This is a genomic window from Oceanobacillus sp. GQ8 (assembly GCF_059758495.1).
Genome location: NZ_JCAXEV010000006.1, coordinates 146,911 through 163,162 on the forward strand (window position 1 = coordinate 146,911; position 16,252 = coordinate 163,162).

Annotated in this window: 11 protein-coding genes, 1 tRNA gene and 1 riboswitch; of the genes, 4 read left to right on the forward strand and 8 right to left on the reverse strand. The window is 40.7% G+C overall.

All coding sequences use genetic code 11. The features are described 5' to 3' along the window. Positions 1-3 precede the first annotated feature (3 nt). From AC6CHS_RS17890 to AC6CHS_RS17910, 5 genes are all read right to left on the reverse strand, one after another. Positions 4-1,065, reverse strand: coding sequence for a M42 family metallopeptidase (locus AC6CHS_RS17890; RefSeq protein ID WP_498238086.1), 1,062 nt, complete (start codon positions 1,063-1,065; stop codon positions 4-6). 378 nt (positions 1,066-1,443) lie between these two features. Beyond that, a complete protein-coding gene (panF, locus tag AC6CHS_RS17895; protein ID WP_036577027.1) occupies positions 1,444-2,871 on the reverse strand; it encodes a sodium/pantothenate symporter in 1,428 nt (475 codons plus the stop codon). After that, entirely contained in the window at positions 2,868-3,131 is a 264-nt protein-coding gene (locus tag AC6CHS_RS17900) for a YhdT family protein (RefSeq protein ID WP_058949267.1), read from the reverse strand. Before AC6CHS_RS17900 ends, panF begins: the two co-directional genes overlap by 4 nt. A 157-nt stretch (positions 3,132-3,288) precedes the next feature. After that, on the reverse strand, positions 3,289-4,782 hold the full coding sequence (locus AC6CHS_RS17905) for a peptide MFS transporter (RefSeq protein ID WP_498238087.1): 1,494 nt from the start codon (positions 4,780-4,782) through the stop codon (positions 3,289-3,291). A 156-nt stretch (positions 4,783-4,938) separates the two neighbouring features. Next, positions 4,939-8,637 (reverse strand): 5'-nucleotidase C-terminal domain-containing protein, encoded by a 3,699-nt coding sequence (locus AC6CHS_RS17910; RefSeq protein ID WP_498238088.1) that lies wholly within the window; start codon positions 8,635-8,637, stop codon positions 4,939-4,941. Positions 8,638-8,867: 230 nt separating this feature from the next. On the opposite strand from AC6CHS_RS17910, the gene AC6CHS_RS17915 reads away from it, so the two are divergent. Together AC6CHS_RS17915 and AC6CHS_RS17920 are read left to right on the forward strand one after the other, a co-directional pair. Then, positions 8,868-8,940, forward strand: a tRNA-Ala gene (locus tag AC6CHS_RS17915). A 174-nt stretch (positions 8,941-9,114) separates the two neighbouring features. Then, positions 9,115-11,136 carry a prolyl oligopeptidase family serine peptidase gene (locus tag AC6CHS_RS17920; protein ID WP_498238089.1) on the forward strand — a complete coding sequence of 674 codons (2,022 nt, stop codon included), beginning with the start codon at positions 9,115-9,117 and terminating at the stop codon, positions 11,134-11,136. 152 nt (positions 11,137-11,288) lie between these two features. Here AC6CHS_RS17920 and AC6CHS_RS17925 read toward each other — a convergent pair whose 3' ends face one another. From AC6CHS_RS17925 to AC6CHS_RS17935, 3 genes are all read right to left on the reverse strand, one after another. Beyond that, a complete protein-coding gene (locus AC6CHS_RS17925) occupies positions 11,289-11,999 on the reverse strand; it encodes an ABC transporter permease (RefSeq protein WP_498238090.1) in 711 nt (236 codons plus the stop codon). Beyond that, positions 11,996-12,844, reverse strand: coding sequence for an ABC transporter ATP-binding protein (locus AC6CHS_RS17930; protein ID WP_498238091.1), 849 nt, complete (start codon positions 12,842-12,844; stop codon positions 11,996-11,998). The genes AC6CHS_RS17925 and AC6CHS_RS17930 overlap by 4 nt, the downstream gene beginning before the upstream one ends. A 269-nt stretch (positions 12,845-13,113) precedes the next feature. Then, positions 13,114-14,157, reverse strand: a complete 1,044-nt coding sequence (locus tag AC6CHS_RS17935) for a LytTR family transcriptional regulator DNA-binding domain-containing protein (RefSeq protein WP_498238092.1) — start codon at positions 14,155-14,157, stop codon at positions 13,114-13,116. A gap of 97 nt (positions 14,158-14,254) precedes the next feature. Here AC6CHS_RS17935 and AC6CHS_RS17940 point away from each other — a divergent pair, with 97 nt between their 5' ends. Beyond that, entirely contained in the window at positions 14,255-15,388 is a 1,134-nt protein-coding gene (locus tag AC6CHS_RS17940) for a zinc-dependent alcohol dehydrogenase (RefSeq protein WP_498238093.1), read from the forward strand. 75 nt (positions 15,389-15,463) lie between these two features. Then, positions 15,464-15,577, forward strand: a riboswitch (TPP riboswitch). 96 nt (positions 15,578-15,673) lie between these two features. Next, entirely contained in the window at positions 15,674-16,168 is a 495-nt protein-coding gene (gene thiW / locus AC6CHS_RS17945; protein ID WP_498238094.1) for an energy coupling factor transporter S component ThiW, read from the forward strand. The last annotated feature ends 84 nt before the right edge of the window (positions 16,169-16,252 follow it).

Sequence of the window (16,252 nt, forward strand, 5' to 3'; positions counted from 1 at the left end):
AATCTAGAATTCAAAGGTTGTGTTTTCATCAAGTTGCATAAGAAATGCTTTAGCTAGATCCTTTGTAGCTTCAAGATCTTGCATGCTAACAACTTCCACAGGCGAGTGTGTATACCTAGACGGAATGGAAAGCACCCCTGTTGGAATTCCTTTATCCGCCAACGCAATGGCGCCCCCATCTGTTCCGATACCAGGAAAAACCTCTAATTGATAAGCGATAGCATGTTTCTTTGCAAGTTCAAGCAATTTTTCCTTCATCGTACGTTGCACAATGAGACTAAAATCCATTACCTTGATCCCAGTGCCTGCTCCTAACTCTAAGCTTTGATCCATTATATCTTCAGGTGTATCACTGACAGCAGTGGTATCAATCGCAATGGCAGCATCCACCTCCAGCTTATTGATTGCCGCCTGGGCTCCACGCAATCCTACCTCTTCTTGAACAGTAAAAAGAAATGTCACTTCCCCAGCAAATTCTTCGTCCTGTAGATCATTAAGTATAGATAACAGCACTGCACAACCTGATCTATCATCCAATGATTTACCACGAACCAGTTTATGAGATTCTGGTCCCACCATTTTCAAGTTAGGAGCATATGTAACAGGTGTACCTACCTCAATGCCCATCTCAATAGCTTCTTGCTTGGAACGAGCTCCAATGTCTATGTATAATTGCGCATGACGTCTTACTTTTGTCGGGTCTTCAAACTTCACAAAATGAGCAGATAAAGTTCCAATAACCCCATCAATTTCAATGTCTCTTCCTAACACTTTTACTTCTTGCGCAAGTAGGATACGATCATCATGACCACCCAGTTTTTCGAAGCGCAGAAACCCATTCTCTTCAATCTTCTTAACAATAAATCCTACCTCATCCATATGTGCAGTAAGTAGCACCTTAGGTCCAGTCTTTGTTCCATTTTTTCGAACGATAACATTCCCTAACCCGTCTATTTCAACATGATCAGCTTTACCTTTTACATAGTCCTTTATATAATAAGCTACATTTTGTTCGTGGCCACATGGTCCACTTAATTCTGTTAACCTTCTTAACAATTTTTCCAACTTTGCACACTCCTTATTTTCCAAACAATCGAATTATTTTCATTATAACCATTTACTTCGTGTTTAGAAAGAACAAAGGCGGAAGCGCCCGTTCAGCAACGTATAAGCTGGAGCACTTCGCAATGAGATAAAGGAAACACGGTGAGGTACGAATCGATGTTGACTTTCACCACAAGGGTATAAGGGAGACTAGGCCTCTGGTTTACCCCAGTCGACAAGTCTGCTTTATCGTAGTGGAGAAGTGTGAAGCTTTCTAGTTGCTGGGCGCTGGAGCCGGACGTGGCTGTTCAAGTATACTAAGTTAACCACACCTAAATGAAATTTATAGTTTCCTATACTATAAAAAAGCCCTGCCACTTGGTATGACAGGACCTCTTATCAAACGACTTTCTTTTGTGTTGCAAGGCTTGTAGCAATATAGACAAAGAAGGATACAACGATTGGCATTACCACTGAATGTAATCCAAAAGGCTGCGGGAAGAAGGAATCGGATAAAATGTATAATCCTACACCAGCTATCATTGAACTTAATGCACCATACTTATTCCCCTTCTCCCAGTATAATCCGAGAACAATTGGCCATATAAAGGCTGCTTCTAATCCACCAAAGGCAAATAAATTTAACCAGATAATTAAATCAGGTGGGTTGAGTGCCATGATGAATACGATAGCACCAAGAAGCGCCGTAACTGCTATACTTAAGCGTTTAACACGCGTATCAGAGGCTTTTGGTTCCACATAGTTTAAATATACATCTTTTACTATTGTTGAACTAACAAGCAATAGCAAGGAATCTACTGTCGACATAATAGCTGCCATTGGTGCAGCTAATACGATCCCCGCTAGCCAATTTGGCATAACTTCAAGCGCAATAAGTGGCATCACACGGTCACCCACTTCAATCCCTGGTAAAATAGGACGGGCGAACACACCAATTAAATGCATGTTCAACATGATCACACCTACCACAATAGTCCCTATAATGATAGCTCTGTGCATAGATTGAGAGCTTTTATAGGACATTGCTCTAATTGCAATTTGCGGCAAGGCAACCACTCCAACCCCAACCAGTATCCAAAAGGACGATACATAAGTCGGTGTAAGCGTGCCTTCCGACCCAAATGGAGTGATCAGATTAGGGTTCTCTGCTGTTAAATCTGCAATAATTGCCGGAATACCTCCCCCAGCAATAATTACGGCGACAAGCAATATTAACGTACCGACAAACATGACACTACCTTGAATTGCGTCGGTTAAGGCGACAGCTCGAAAGCCCCCTACTGTAACGTAAATTAGTACAGAAACAGCAAATATGAACAATGCGGTGGTATATTCAATTCCAATAAGTGATTCTATTAATCTAGCGCCACCGATCCACTGTGCTGCCATTGCCGAGAATAGAAAAACGATAATACTGACTGCAGATAGGATGACAACCCATTTTGACCGGTATCTCTCCTTTAGGAAATCTACCATTGTTAAAGCATTATAGCGACGTGTAACAATAGCAAACTTCTTCCCGAGCACCATTAGTACAAAATAACCTGTTGCCACTTGCGACATGGCTAGCAAAACCCACCCCAAACCTTGGTTGTAAGCAGTCCCAGGCCCTCCAATAAAACTACTTGCACTTCCGTAAGTAGCTGTCATTGTCATAGCGAGTACAAATCCTCCGAGACTCCTGCCTCCGAGAAAATAATCCTGTGCAAAACTAGTAGATTTTTTCAAGTATCCGCCAGACCATATTCCTACACAAAAAATGATTACCAAAAAGAGGATTAAAGGTATTAGAGATTCCCAATTCATTTTTCTTCCATCTCCTCATCAAATGGAATCGCAACAAAAAACTTTTTCACAACAATCGTCACCAATATTGCCATGACGATAAATCCTAAGACACAGCTATAAAAAAACCATGCCGGCAAACCTAACACGTATGTATAATCTTGTGGGTCCTTACTTCCAAATCCATAAGCAAATGCAAACCACCAGACGAAATTAAATATTACTAATCCTACCCCAATCCATGCTTCGCGGTTCGCGATCTTAACATGTTCTTTTTTCATCGTAAGACTCACCCCTTTTTGTTATTGAAAGGATAATGAGACGACCTCCCTTTATTTATTTCTATAGTCTAACAAAACTATATCGTTTCCCCTCCCCGTTGTAAACAGGAAAAAATCCAGCAGGTGAATACCTGCTGGATCATGGTTTTCTAATTTATTAACGAACACCTTTCATATAGCGCTGAATTCTTGGAGATGCCATAAATAGTAGCAGTCCTAGAAGAATAGCCACACCACCGATGACGCCAAAATAGACTATTTCTGTTTCTGGTTTATACAATTTCACAATCTGTGCATTAATAGCTTGCGCTGAGGCGTTGGAAAGGAACCAAAGGCTCATTGTTTGTGCTGAGAATGCTTCAGGCGCTAGCTTCGTTGTAGCTGACAGGCCAACAGGTGAAAGACATAGCTCCCCTATTACAACGAGTAAGAAGCTGAGTACTAACCAAATAGGATTTACTAATGTTTCTGTTCCGTTCATAGCTGCAGGGACAATCATCACAAGGAAGGAAAGACCTGCAAACACTAAACCATAAGAAAATTTCTTGGTAGTTGTTGGCTGCCGCTCACCCATTTTAACCCATATATTTGCAAAAATCGGAGCAAGCATAACGATGAATAGCGGATTCAATGACTGGAACCATGATGAATGCAACTCAAACCCAAACAAACTTAGTTCTGTACGTTTATCTGCATACTCTGCAAGGATAATGGAACCTTGTTCTTGAATAGCCCAAAACATGATCGCTGCAATAAACAATGGGATGTAGGCAAGGATTCTTGATTTTTCATCCGCATTTGTTTTTGGACTACGGTACATCACAATAAAGTAGGCTGTTGGTATTAGAATACCTAAAATACTAACAAGATAAGTGAAACGGTTAATCGTTAAGATACCTGCTGGAATAGTAATGGCCGCTAAAATCACAATAACCACGGCGCTTATACCAATTCGGGTAAATACCTTTTTCTTTTCATTGGCTTCTAATGGATTTGGTACATAGGTTCCTGCAAGTCCAAGATATTTTTTACGGGTAGCCATGTAAACAATCAAACCTACTAGCATTCCGACTGCCGCTAAACCGAACCCTAGATGATAGTTGTATTCTTGACCGATTGTTCCGACAATAAGCGGTGCAAGCAGTCCACCCATGTTAATACCCATGTAGAAGATACTAAATCCAGAATCACGGCGTACATCTTGTGGGCTGTACATATCTCCCACAATATTCGAAACATTTGGTTTTAGTAAACCTGTACCAATAACGATAAGGAACATAGAGATGAATAAGGCTGTCGTACCAGCTGGAAGCGCAAGTACAATATGCCCTGCCATAATAAGTACACCACCATAAAACACAGTACGTTGCGTACCAAGCAACCTATCCGCAATCCATCCACCAATAATCCCTGACATGTATACGAGAGAACCGTAGATGGCCATAATAGATTTTGCTGTGCCATCATCTATGCCCAGCCCTCCATCAGCAATTTCGGTATACATATAAAATAATAGTAGTGCCCGCATCCCATAATAAGAGAAACGTTCCCAAAATTCTGTGAAGAAAAGGGTGAATAGCCCTTTAGGTTGTCCAAAAAATCCCCGTTGAGGAACACTTTGGACGATTTGTTCCTTACTAAGTTTTTTCATGATGAAATTCTCCTCTATTTTAGAATAAACTGATAATTATTGTTTAAGACAAAAACTATCTTACTCCTCCAGAGGTTATACGTCAAACGTCAAAAAATACCAAAAATAGAGACTCTGAAAATCAAGAGTCTCTATTGGTTGTTTTCATCGTAATCTTTAGCTTTCTTTCAACACATTTCTTTTTCGAATATACACGAATAAACCAGCACCCGTACCCATTACTAGTAGAACTAGTCCGGCAATCAGTAGGTTGTAAATATCTGTTGCTGTTTGAGGAAGAAGACTTCCACCCTTGCTACTATCGTTTCCAGGAGGCGTCTTGCCTGAATCATTTCCTGGGGTATTTGTACCATCACCGTTTTCTTGATTGTCATTTGAGTCATCATTCGCATCATCCCCTGGTGTTTGAGGATCCTCATTTGGATCTTCTTCACCTGGATTATCTGTGGCTAAAGAAATTCTGCCCTCTGCCTTATATTCAAATGGATTTTCTTTCGTGCTTTCTAAACTACGAACAAAATCAACCGTTGCATCTAGGTCTGTTGGCCCCATAACCGGATTTTGTCCTAGCTCACTAATCGGACGGTGCTTATCACTCAATGATGTACCCATATAATTATTTACTGTAAGCGTAAATGTTTCCTCCGGGTCAATTTCTGAACCGTCCGGGTATGTTACATCAACCACTGTATTTGTTTCTTGATCCCATGTGTAATGGAAACCACTAATACTATAATCTGGACCGTATTCTGGCGAAAGTTGTGCTTGAATGATTGGAGCCAAATCAGCGCCCTTTATTTCCAACGTCATAAGTGTGTTACCAAAAGGCTGAATGTTGTATAGGTCTCCCCAAGTCACTTCACCTGCTAGTAGATCATCACGAATTCCTCCACCATTCATCATGGCAAAGTCACTCTCCATTGCAGCATTCATCCCATCCGCGATTAAATTCCCTAACCCATGGTCCCCATCATTTGTATAATCACCTGTAAGGTCTGTTGCATTATAACCTATCACTTCTCCCATGATCGGTGCAATTTGTTCACTATATTTGTCTAAGATAGCCGTTACAGCTGGGTCTGGAGTATAGTTATTCTGGTTTACAAAGACAACTTCTGCTTCTTTCTCAACAATGTCACCTGTCGAGCGATCAATCTCCAAATCAACATCTGCAAATGCCTTTCCATACTCGGAAGCTTGAACAATTAGTTTATCATCCACTACCCCATCTACTACTTGATGATTATGTGCAGCAAAGATAACATCAACTGCGTCATCTACTTCTCTTGCCAGATCTGCTGCTTCACCTGAGGCACCATCACCATCCTGATCTGCAGGAATATGTGCTAATACAACAATTGCTTCTACCCCTTCTGCCTGGAGATCTGCTACCGCGTTATCTACTGCAGTAGCTTCATCGGTAAATTCAATATCCTGAATTCCAGCCGGCATTACCATATCTGCCGATGCTTGGGTGTTCACACCGATAAAACCGATCTTCTCACCGTCTACTTCTTCAATATAGTAAGGATCCAGTACTGTCTCTCCACCGTCCTTATACACACAATTTGCACAAAGGTTCGGGAAGTTCATGCCATCGTATCCTTCTGTTCCAAGACCTTCCGGATGCTCTCCGCCATTTACCATACGTAGTAGCTCGTCTGTACCTTCATCAAATTCATGATTTCCTACAGTTCCTACATCAAATCCCATTTCTTCCATAATTTCCACGGTCGGTTCATCCTGTAGCAAACCAGAAACAGGTGAACTTCCACCAATCATATCTCCTGCATGTACTAACAGCGTATTTGGATTTTCTTGCGCACGTTCTTTCATAGCTGCTGCAGTGTAATCCATTCTTCCATACATATTAAATATGCCATCCCCATCTGGGTCTAGCTCGTACTGCTGGTCTATTTTTCCGTGAAGGTCATTCATGCTTAACAATTGCACGTGTAGATTATCTTCATTCGGTTCTTCTTCTCCAGCAGGCGTATAGCCATAGCCCTCTGCTTCTGATTCACTTGAGAAGAATACTCGGTATTCAACAGGGACATCAGCCCACTTTTCTGGCACGACGTACTTATCTGTATTGGAGTTCCCTACATATCTTAGAAAACCTTTTTCGTCGTCATTAGCACGGAAGGCAAACGGAAGCTCAAGTAATGGATCCTCTGGATTCCAAATGCCTAATCCTGCATCCTTCGCTTCTTTTACCGCATTCTGGTATATTGGGTACGCTTCTTCATTAAATGGTGGGATAAAGTAAGTAGAAGCGTAGCCTTCTTCCACCATTTTAAGATTAACATTCGTACCATCTTCTGTGATAACCTCTGCAAGCAAACGTCCGTAATCATCTGTTGCTTCTTCACCAACTTTAATTGTAACCGTATCGCCAGGCTCAATTAATGTCTTCATGTATGCTGTTGCTGCATCCCCGTGTTTCTTTTGGTTTTCATTAATTTCATTACGTGTTGGATCATCATTATGAGCGGCATATGTTTCTGGTGTATCCATGTTTAAAAATCGCACTCTGTCCCCACCAAGAACCGTCTCATTAATACGAATTGTATCTCCATCCGTAACATAATCTACTGTTGCCTCATACTCTCCAGCTGCAGAAGGAGGCTCAGGCTGGTTCTCCGCTAATACGAAATCATCTTGTTCTGTTGGGATAAGCTGGTAGCTATTGTATTGACTCACAATCGCTGTAACGTTATACCATTTGCCTTCTTCTATTTGCGAGACATCTAGAGCATTCTCCATTACGCGCAATGTAGTCGAATTCAAGTCCTCGTCTATAAACGAAATATTGTACCCGCCACCCGCTGGAGAACCTGGTATGGATGAGATATAACCATTCACTTGAACAAGTTCCCCTTCAAAAGCCTCTGCATCATCACCCTGAAGCTCTTTTATGGAAAGCGACTGTGCATTAGGTATTGCTTGTCCTTCTGCAATGATATCAATTGTATCTGGTAAAACTTCCTTTAAACCGTTATAAGTATCTAATTCCCCAATTACTTTAACTCTTGTTCCTTTTTCCAACTCTTCTAAATCGCCTTGTTCGTATTTAAATATGTTGATTCCGCCTGTTTCATCTTGAATGTATGTATTAAACTGGTTGCCATTACTAACGGAATTAGAATTTACTGTAATAACTCCTTCTACTTCCACCCGCGTTCCATCACTTAATCCTCTAGCATCTGCAACGGAAACTGTTTGTGGATTCTCAGGGTCTGTTGGCGGGTCTTCTGGATCTGTTGGTGGATTTGGGTTTTCTCCGTTTCTAGTATGGCTACCCAATGAAGAGAAGGTATCTTTTTCATATACTTCCCAATCCTCAACATTATAGGTGGTAGATGGTGATGCGATTGATTGATGACGTACTAGTGTCTGGTCTTTACCGAAATCTGCATCAATTCCAATTTCTCCAACTACGTCAATTACTTCTTCATCCTTTAAAAGAGCGACAGCATCGTCACCGTTAAAATTGACAACAGAGGAATTTGTAAGGTCAGCTTCAGCCAGGATTTCACTTACAGCTTCAGCGTGCGCTATCACGTATACCTCACCACTCTCTAATGTTGCATCTAAGTTGAGAGTATTACCAGCAGTATTCCCCCCATTGCTATACAATGCGAGTTGATAGTTTGCTAGATTAACATCAGCTCCCGTACCGTTATAAAGTTCGATGGCTTTGTTATATGAACTACCTTCTACGTACTCTGAAATAAGTAAATCATCTGTGGTTGTCTCTGCTGCCGCAACGTTAATAATTGGTACAAAATTTGTAAAAATTAACGCGAAGATGAGCAAAACAGAGAAAGACTTTTTCTTAAACAGATTTTGCATGAAGACCCTCCAGTAAACTTAGTATTATGCCATAAGATGACACATTTCTAATATGGCATAACACTTTGTAATAATCTATCGCATTTTAGTTAAGTTTATGTAAATTCAGAACTATTGAACTATAAATAACGAAAAACAGTTCTAAGTTACCAATAAAAACATCCCCTGTGCTATGACTTATTTTTGTACTTGAAAAATAGTTTAGAACAAAGTATAATATTTACTTGTCCGGGGCATTAGCTCAGCTGGGAGAGCGCTTCGCTGGCAGCGAAGAGGTCAGCGGTTCGAGCCCGCTATGCTCCATAATAGAAAAGGTAAAAGGTCGGCAGAAATTCTGCTGGCCTTTTTTCTATGCTCTGGCACGTGTAGAAAATAACAAGTAATGTTTTAAAAGGGGAACGGAGATAAATTACGGTAGGAAGGATTCCCAGCTTTTTTGTCGAATGTAGCTAGTAAGAACAAGAGGGGGATCTACAGATGAAGCAGCTAAAAAAAGATAATATCGTGGAAGATTTTCATGGAACAAAGGTTAGTGATCCATACCGTTGGTTAGAGGATCCTGATTCAACTGACTCAATTGAATGGAGTAAGCAACTTGGGAGAGAGTGTACAGATTACTTCACGACGGCAACTAGTCAGCATACTGACAAGGAGAAACTAGAAGCACTCTTTCACTACACAAAACATTTTGTGCCAAAAAAAGTAAAAGGAACCCTTTTTTATCAACGTAATGAAGGGTTACAAAATCAAGCTGTTTTATATAAAGAGAAAAATGGACAGGAATCCATCGTTATTGATCCGAATAGCCTGAGCGAGGATGGAACAGTAGCGATGACCAATTATGCCATCAGTTACTCAGGGCAATATATAAGCTATGCTACATCAACTCATGGAAGTGACTGGCAAGAAATACATGCCATTGATGTAGCAAACAATGAAAATCTGGAGGATCACATTCAGCATGTGAAGTTCTCGAGCATTGCCTGGTCTCCTGATGATAGTGGATTTTATTACAGCCGGTTCCCAGAGCCGGGCACAGTCTCCCCAGAGGATGAGAGTAATTTTAACACTGTATATTTCCATAAGCTAAGGACTAAACAACAAGATGACATCCTTGTACATGATCAGCCAGAAGATAAGGAACTAATGTTTTCTGCATTTATTAGCGATGATAAGAAATATATTGGTTTATACGTAAACGAAGGTACTGCCACAGAGAATAGAATCTATATTAAACCAATTAATTCTGAGGATGCTTTTATTAAATTGCTAGATCAACAAGATGCAGAGTATAGCTATATCACAAACGAAGGAAGCCTATTCTATTTTCAAACGAACCACCAGGCACCAATGGGAAGGGTCGTGGCCATTGATATAAATGCCCCTCAAAAAGAGAACTGGAAAGAAGTCATTCCCGAGCAGCAAGGCGTTCTAGAATATGTAGTAGCTTTAAACGAAACCCTAGTAGTCGCAATCCAGAAGGATGCTCATCATCAACTTCATCTTTTCAGTAGAGATGGTGTGTACAAGCATGAAATTGAGTTACCGATACTAGGTTCACTCACTGATATTACGCGAAACAAAGAGGAAGGCATTATATACTTTGGTCTTACTTCCTTCTTAAACCCAACGACAGTTTATTCATACAATGTGGGCAGTAATGAATTAGAAGTGATAGCAGAGTCCGAAATGACTGTAGATACAGACCCATTTAAAACAGTTCAAGTCTTTTACCCATCTAAAGACGGAACGAAAGTGCCTATATTTCTCACCTATCGTAAAGATCTTGAGCTCAATGGTCAAAATCCCGTTTTGCTTTATGGGTATGGCGGCTTCAATGTTAGCATGACTCCGTCCTTTAACCCAGCTGTTCTCCGCTGGCTAGAAAAAGGTGGCGTTTATGCTGTTGCCAACCTTCGCGGCGGGACAGAGTACGGGGAAGCATGGCATAAAGCTGGAATGCTAGAGAACAAACAAAATGTCTTCGATGACTTCATTGCGGCAGGAGAATGGCTAATTACCAATAACTATACCCGTAAAGAAAAGCTATCGATTATGGGGGGATCAAATGGCGGCCTGCTTGTTGCTGCGTGTATGGTACAACGCCCAGATTTATTTGGTGCAGTCATTTGCCGTGTTCCCGTAATTGACATGCTACGTTACCATAAGTTCACCATAGGTCGATACTGGATTCCAGAGTATGGTAGTGCTGACAACGCTGAACACTTCCCATTTCTCTATGCTTATTCTCCACTCCATAATGTAGAAGCAGGAGTAACATATCCACCAGTGTTAATCGCAACAGCGGAAAGTGATGACAGGGTTGTTCCAGCGCATGCGAAAAAATTTGCTGCAACATTAAAGGAAAAAGCGCATGAGGATTCTACTATTGTCCTACGCTTAGAATCCAAAGCCGGACATGGACTTGGAAAACCAACATCCAAAATTATTGAAGAATGGGTCGACTTCTACGCATTTTTAGATAAAGAACTAAAATAGAACCATGTACACCAAAACACCGAAAAATCATCCCGATTTCGAAATAAATCTGATGATTTTTCGGTGTTTTTATAAGAATTCGTGATATCAAGCACGAGAGTAAAGACTAGGTTACACCCCGCAGTGCTTCGCATGTTAAAGCATTACATTCATTAAGCATCCATTTCCTTTTTCTTATAAACGACAACTGTTAAGAAACTTGCTACTACAATCCAGGCTAGAATGATGGCAAAGTTGCTCCATAAGTCGGCAAACATAGCGCCTGCTTCTACTTCTGTTGCTAGTTCGACCAGTTGAACGTTTGGCAAATATTCAATAAAGGTAAGAATTGGATACTCCTCAATTAGCGTAAGAAATAAAGAGCCGAAAGAAAATATAAACATAACAGGTAATGTCACAACAGATGCTTCTACAACAGATTTTGTCAGTAGTCCCATTAAGGTTCCTAACGCTATATAGAAGAAGCAAGAGATTAGAATTGCACCCCCGACTATCAAGTAATTGGCTGGTTCATACCCTGTTAAATAGGCACAAACTAAAACTGTTAACACTGTTATAACAAATGTAACCAGACTTTTCCCGCCCAGAATCTCTGGTAATGTAGCTGGTGAGAGCATTAATCCACGCAACGTGTTTTTTTCCTTTTCCTCTGCAATGATGGCACTCTGAACAAAAACCCCTACTGCTGCAAAACTCAAATTAATAATTAAATAGTGCATATCAATCGTTACTTCGTCCATTCTACCGTAGAAAAGTGCCAGCAATAGCGGCATAAGCATCGTAGTTGTAATAAACATATTTTTGGATAAGTCCCTTACATCCTTTTGAAAAATGGCATACATTCGCTTCATTGAAAACGTCATACTAATTCCCTCCCTGTAACTTCCACAAAAATATCTCCTAATGTTGGCTCATTTGAATGAATGGAAACGACCTGCCCAGAAGCCATCCTTTCATAAATTTCTTTTGCTCCCTCTTGTCCGCCTGGAAGTGTGATGTTACTGCCATCTTGCAATTCTAGTAAAACGGTGTTTTCCGCGAATTGTCTGCGCAGTGCTTTTGGTTCATCTAGAAGCTGTATCCTACCTTTGTTAAGAAAGGCAACGCGATCACAAAGGCTCTCTGCCTCACTCATGTCATGGGTTGTCAGAAAAATGGTCGTTCCTTTGCGATTTAATTCGCGAAGTCCTTGATGAATATGCTTAGAGTTAGCCGGATCCAGCGCAGAGGTTGGTTCATCAAGAAATAACAGCTCAGGCTCATGAAGCAAAGCTCTAGCTAATGTCACACGCTGAATCATTCCTTTTGATAGTTTAGCAACATTCTTTTTTCTTTCTTCTGACAGACTGACCATCTCAAGCACTTCTGAGATGCGAATGGACGGAACATCATATAGCTGACAGTAAAGCTTTAAATTATCTTCAATGGAGAGTCGTTGGTACAGTCCACTGTTATCTGTAATGACACCAAACCTTTTACGATCTTGGGGCTTATTTAAGGTGGCTGCTGGCTTCCCAAAAACAGATGCCTCCCCTGAGGTGTGCGAAAGTTGCCCTGTTAAAATTTTTATTGTGGTGGTTTTTCCTGAACCGCTTGGTCCAAGAAAACCAAATGTTTCTCCTTTTTTGACTGAAAAATGGACATCCTCTAAAGCTGTTTGATTGCCAAATATCTTTGCAAGAGATGTCACTTCGATAATGTTTTCCATTTGTTTTCCTCCCAGATGGTGATGTTTTCTATAAGTGTGTGTTCAAAAAGGAGGATAAAAAGGACCGAGAAGTTCAAGGCGGCGTAGCTTTGAGTACCGGAACGTATGTAATTAATACGTGAGGAACGGATAAGCAAGCCAACGATGAAATTCGATGTGTCATTTTTACCGGATTTTTTGAACAACCTCTATATCTCAACTATAGAAGGAAAACCGCATGAAATCAGCACTTTTACCGTGAAAAGAGCAAATAAGGGGGTGAATGGAGCTTATTTCAGGCCCAACATCTCCTTTAATTGGGCCATTTTTTTCTTAGATAGTGGAATGGACGATTTTGCTTTATCATCTAAAATGAGACTGTAGCTATTTCTCGTCCATGTGATCACTTCACGTACCTTTTGTAGATTGACAATGTAAGAACGATGGCAACGAAAAAAGCCAACATGTTGTAGACGGCTCTCTAGCTCATTTAATGTGAACAAGCTAGGAAATGATTCTCCTTTAATATAAATATTGGATTGGCCATCATTGCTTTCTACATAGTCAACCTCTTGTGGATCGAATAATACAATTTTTTCATTTACTTTGGTCGGAATCTTATTGAAGTGAAACGGCTTAATATCCTCACCATCTTTTTCTTCTGTATGTACTTCTTCTTTTTTGCTTTCTTCTTCCGCAACTTGCACAACATGGAGACCATTATCGTCCAATCGAAACACCTGATCAGCTACGGTCAACGCACTTTCCAGATTACCTGTCAGAATTAAACTGGCTTTTCGTTTTTCCTGCAGCTTCTTTACCAGGTTTACAAAAACCCTTCTCGTTTCCATATCTACATTCAAATCTGGCTCTTCAAAAATAAACACGTCAGGATTTTGTATGATCATTCTGCCAAAATGCACTCTTCTTTTTTCTGAGTCTGTCAGGTTTCGAATCTTTACCCTTTTTTTATCCTGAAGCTGTGTATCCACAAGAAGTTCCTCCCAACGGGAAACATAGTCGTACAGCTTGATAAAGAAAGAAAAATATTCTTCTACTGTTAACCTTTCATATAACCCTTCTTCATAAAAACAAATATCTATTGCAGACATATATGCCTTCTTGTCTTCTTCCAATGTTTTTCCGTGAACAGAAATTTTGCCGTTAGAAGGTACAGTCTTTCCTCTTAGAAGATCAAGAAGCATTTTCCGTACATTTAACGTGGAATATATGGCAACAATCTCCCCTTGAGCTAAGGTAAGGTCAAAACTGGGAAAGAGGATATTATCCTTCGTATGTTTTTCTAAATTGCTGAATATCAGCCCTTCTGTCATGTCCATCACTTCCTGATCCAAAATTTATTAGGCTTTTGTTTAATAGTACTAAATAACGGAAATATTCTCTATAACTTATACTAAAGGATGTGGCGGAATGAAAGCTGTAACATTTCAAGGCAAAGAAGCAATGGTAGGAAAACAAGTGGATGATCCAACGATTCAAGAAAATAGCGATGTGATTATACGCATCACAGCAAGCGGGATATGCGGATCAGACCTACATCTTTATCATGGAGGAATTGTGCCAGAAACCGACTATGTGGTTGGGCATGAGCCAATGGGGATTGTAGAAGAAGTTGGTTCAGAAGTGAAAAGCTTGAAAAAAGGTGATCGAGTGGTCATTCCTTTTAATATAGGGTGTGGTGAATGCTTCTTCTGTAAAAACCAAATGGAAAGCCAATGTGATGAATCCAACCCACATGGTGAAGTTGGTGGGCTATTTGGTTTCACCGAACAAAATGGTGGATACCCAGGAGGTCAGGCAGAATACCTCCGTGTGCCATACGCTGACTTTACCTCTTTTAAAGTGCCAGAGTCGAGCGAATTGAGTGATGAACAGGTGTTATTATTATCCGACGTCATTCCAACTGCATATTGGAGTGTGGAAAATGGCGGGGTAAAAGAAGGCGATACTGTTATCATTCTAGGTTCAGGCCCAGTTGGGTTGATGGCTCAAAAGTTTGCATGGCTAAAAGGAGCAAAACGCGTTATATCCGTTGACCAGATGGATTACCGACTTGACCATGCTGCTCAAACCAATAATGTAGAAACATTTAACTTTAAGGAGCATGAAAAAATTGGTGAACTGCTTCACGAAGAAACAAAAGGTGGAGCAGATGTAGTGATTGATTGCGTCGGAATGGACGGAACTGTGCCACCAAAAACAGAATTTGGTTCGGAAATGGATAACCAATTTGGAACAATCAGTCCGATCATAACAGCATCAAAAGCTGTACGAAAGTTTGGTACTGTCCAATTGACGGGTGTATATGGATCAGATGCCAATAGTTTCCCATTAGGTGATTTCTTTACCCGAAACGTCGCCCTGACGATGGGACAGGCTCCGATCATCCATATGATGCCAAAGCTTTATGATATGGTGGAGCAGAAAAAAGTTGATCCTACTGACCTTATTACACACAGAATGTCCTTAGATGAGGCGGATAAAGCATATGACATGTTTGACAAGAAGGAAGATGGAAGTATTAAAGTGATTTTCAAACCATAATACCCATGACAAATGCTAAATAGTTTGTTAGTCTATAAGTATCGGCATTGTTGCTGATCAATAATTTCATACGAAGAAGACTACTAGGGGGGCCCGATTATGGCGGGCTGAGAGGTTAGCACATGAGCTACCGACTCTTATGAACCTGATCTGGTTAATACCAGCGGAGGGAAGTAGTGGACGTACAAGTTACGTCTATCCTATTTCAAATTACCGAAGCCAGGTCCCCTTGTGACCTGGCTTTTTATTATTGCCATCAGGTTAGTCTAAAGAAAGGAGGTTATCGTGAAAAAGACACATATGATTACCACCATGGCAGTGTTTGTTGCCATTGGAACAGTTGGCTCCCAACTACTTTGGTTTCCTGCTGGCATTGCCAAAGCCTACCCAGTACAGCATGCAGTTAACGTCATTGCAGCAGTTTTACTAGGTCCTGGGCCAGCAGTTGGGATTGCTTTTATGATCGGATTAGTGCGGAACTTACTTGGTCTTGGAACATTGCTAGCATTTCCAGGAGGAATGATAGGTGCTCTTCTTGCAGGAATTCTGTATCAAAAGCTTGGTAAAAAGCGCTGGGCAACCGTTGGAGAAATGACTGGAACAGGAATTCTCGGTTCTTTGTGCGCCGTACCTATCTCAACTATTCTGCTAGGAAATCCTGTCGGAGCATTTTTCTTCATGCCATCCTTTCTCGTCAGCAGTGTTACAGGTGCCTTCATTGGTCTATTTATCGTTTCCCGTTTAAATCAGCGTTCAATTACTAGAATACAAGGCATTTAGTCTTTTCACCTCTAAAATCTAAGTAATTTGAGAAAAGGTTTAACGCCCAGTAAATGGTTATCTATATTATAAGGAGGCATTAAC

Coding starts and splice junctions, on each gene's coding strand:
- panF (WP_036577027.1), bottom strand. CDS start 2,871: ATGAATTGGGAATCTCTAATACCTTTAATCCTCTTTTTGGTAATCATT.
- AC6CHS_RS17900 (WP_058949267.1), bottom strand. CDS start 3,131: ATGAAAAAAGAACATGTTAAGATCGCGAACCGCGAAGCATGGATTGGG.
- AC6CHS_RS17905 (WP_498238087.1), bottom strand. CDS start 4,782: ATGAAAAAACTTAGTAAGGAACAAATCGTCCAAAGTGTTCCTCAACGG.
- AC6CHS_RS17910 (WP_498238088.1), bottom strand. CDS start 8,637: ATGCAAAATCTGTTTAAGAAAAAGTCTTTCTCTGTTTTGCTCATCTTC.
- AC6CHS_RS17920 (WP_498238089.1), top strand. CDS start 9,115: ATGAAGCAGCTAAAAAAAGATAATATCGTGGAAGATTTTCATGGAACA.
- AC6CHS_RS17925 (WP_498238090.1), bottom strand. CDS start 11,999: ATGACGTTTTCAATGAAGCGAATGTATGCCATTTTTCAAAAGGATGTA.
- AC6CHS_RS17930 (WP_498238091.1), bottom strand. CDS start 12,844: ATGGAAAACATTATCGAAGTGACATCTCTTGCAAAGATATTTGGCAAT.
- AC6CHS_RS17935 (WP_498238092.1), bottom strand. CDS start 14,157: ATGACAGAAGGGCTGATATTCAGCAATTTAGAAAAACATACGAAGGAT.
- AC6CHS_RS17940 (WP_498238093.1), top strand. CDS start 14,255: ATGAAAGCTGTAACATTTCAAGGCAAAGAAGCAATGGTAGGAAAACAA.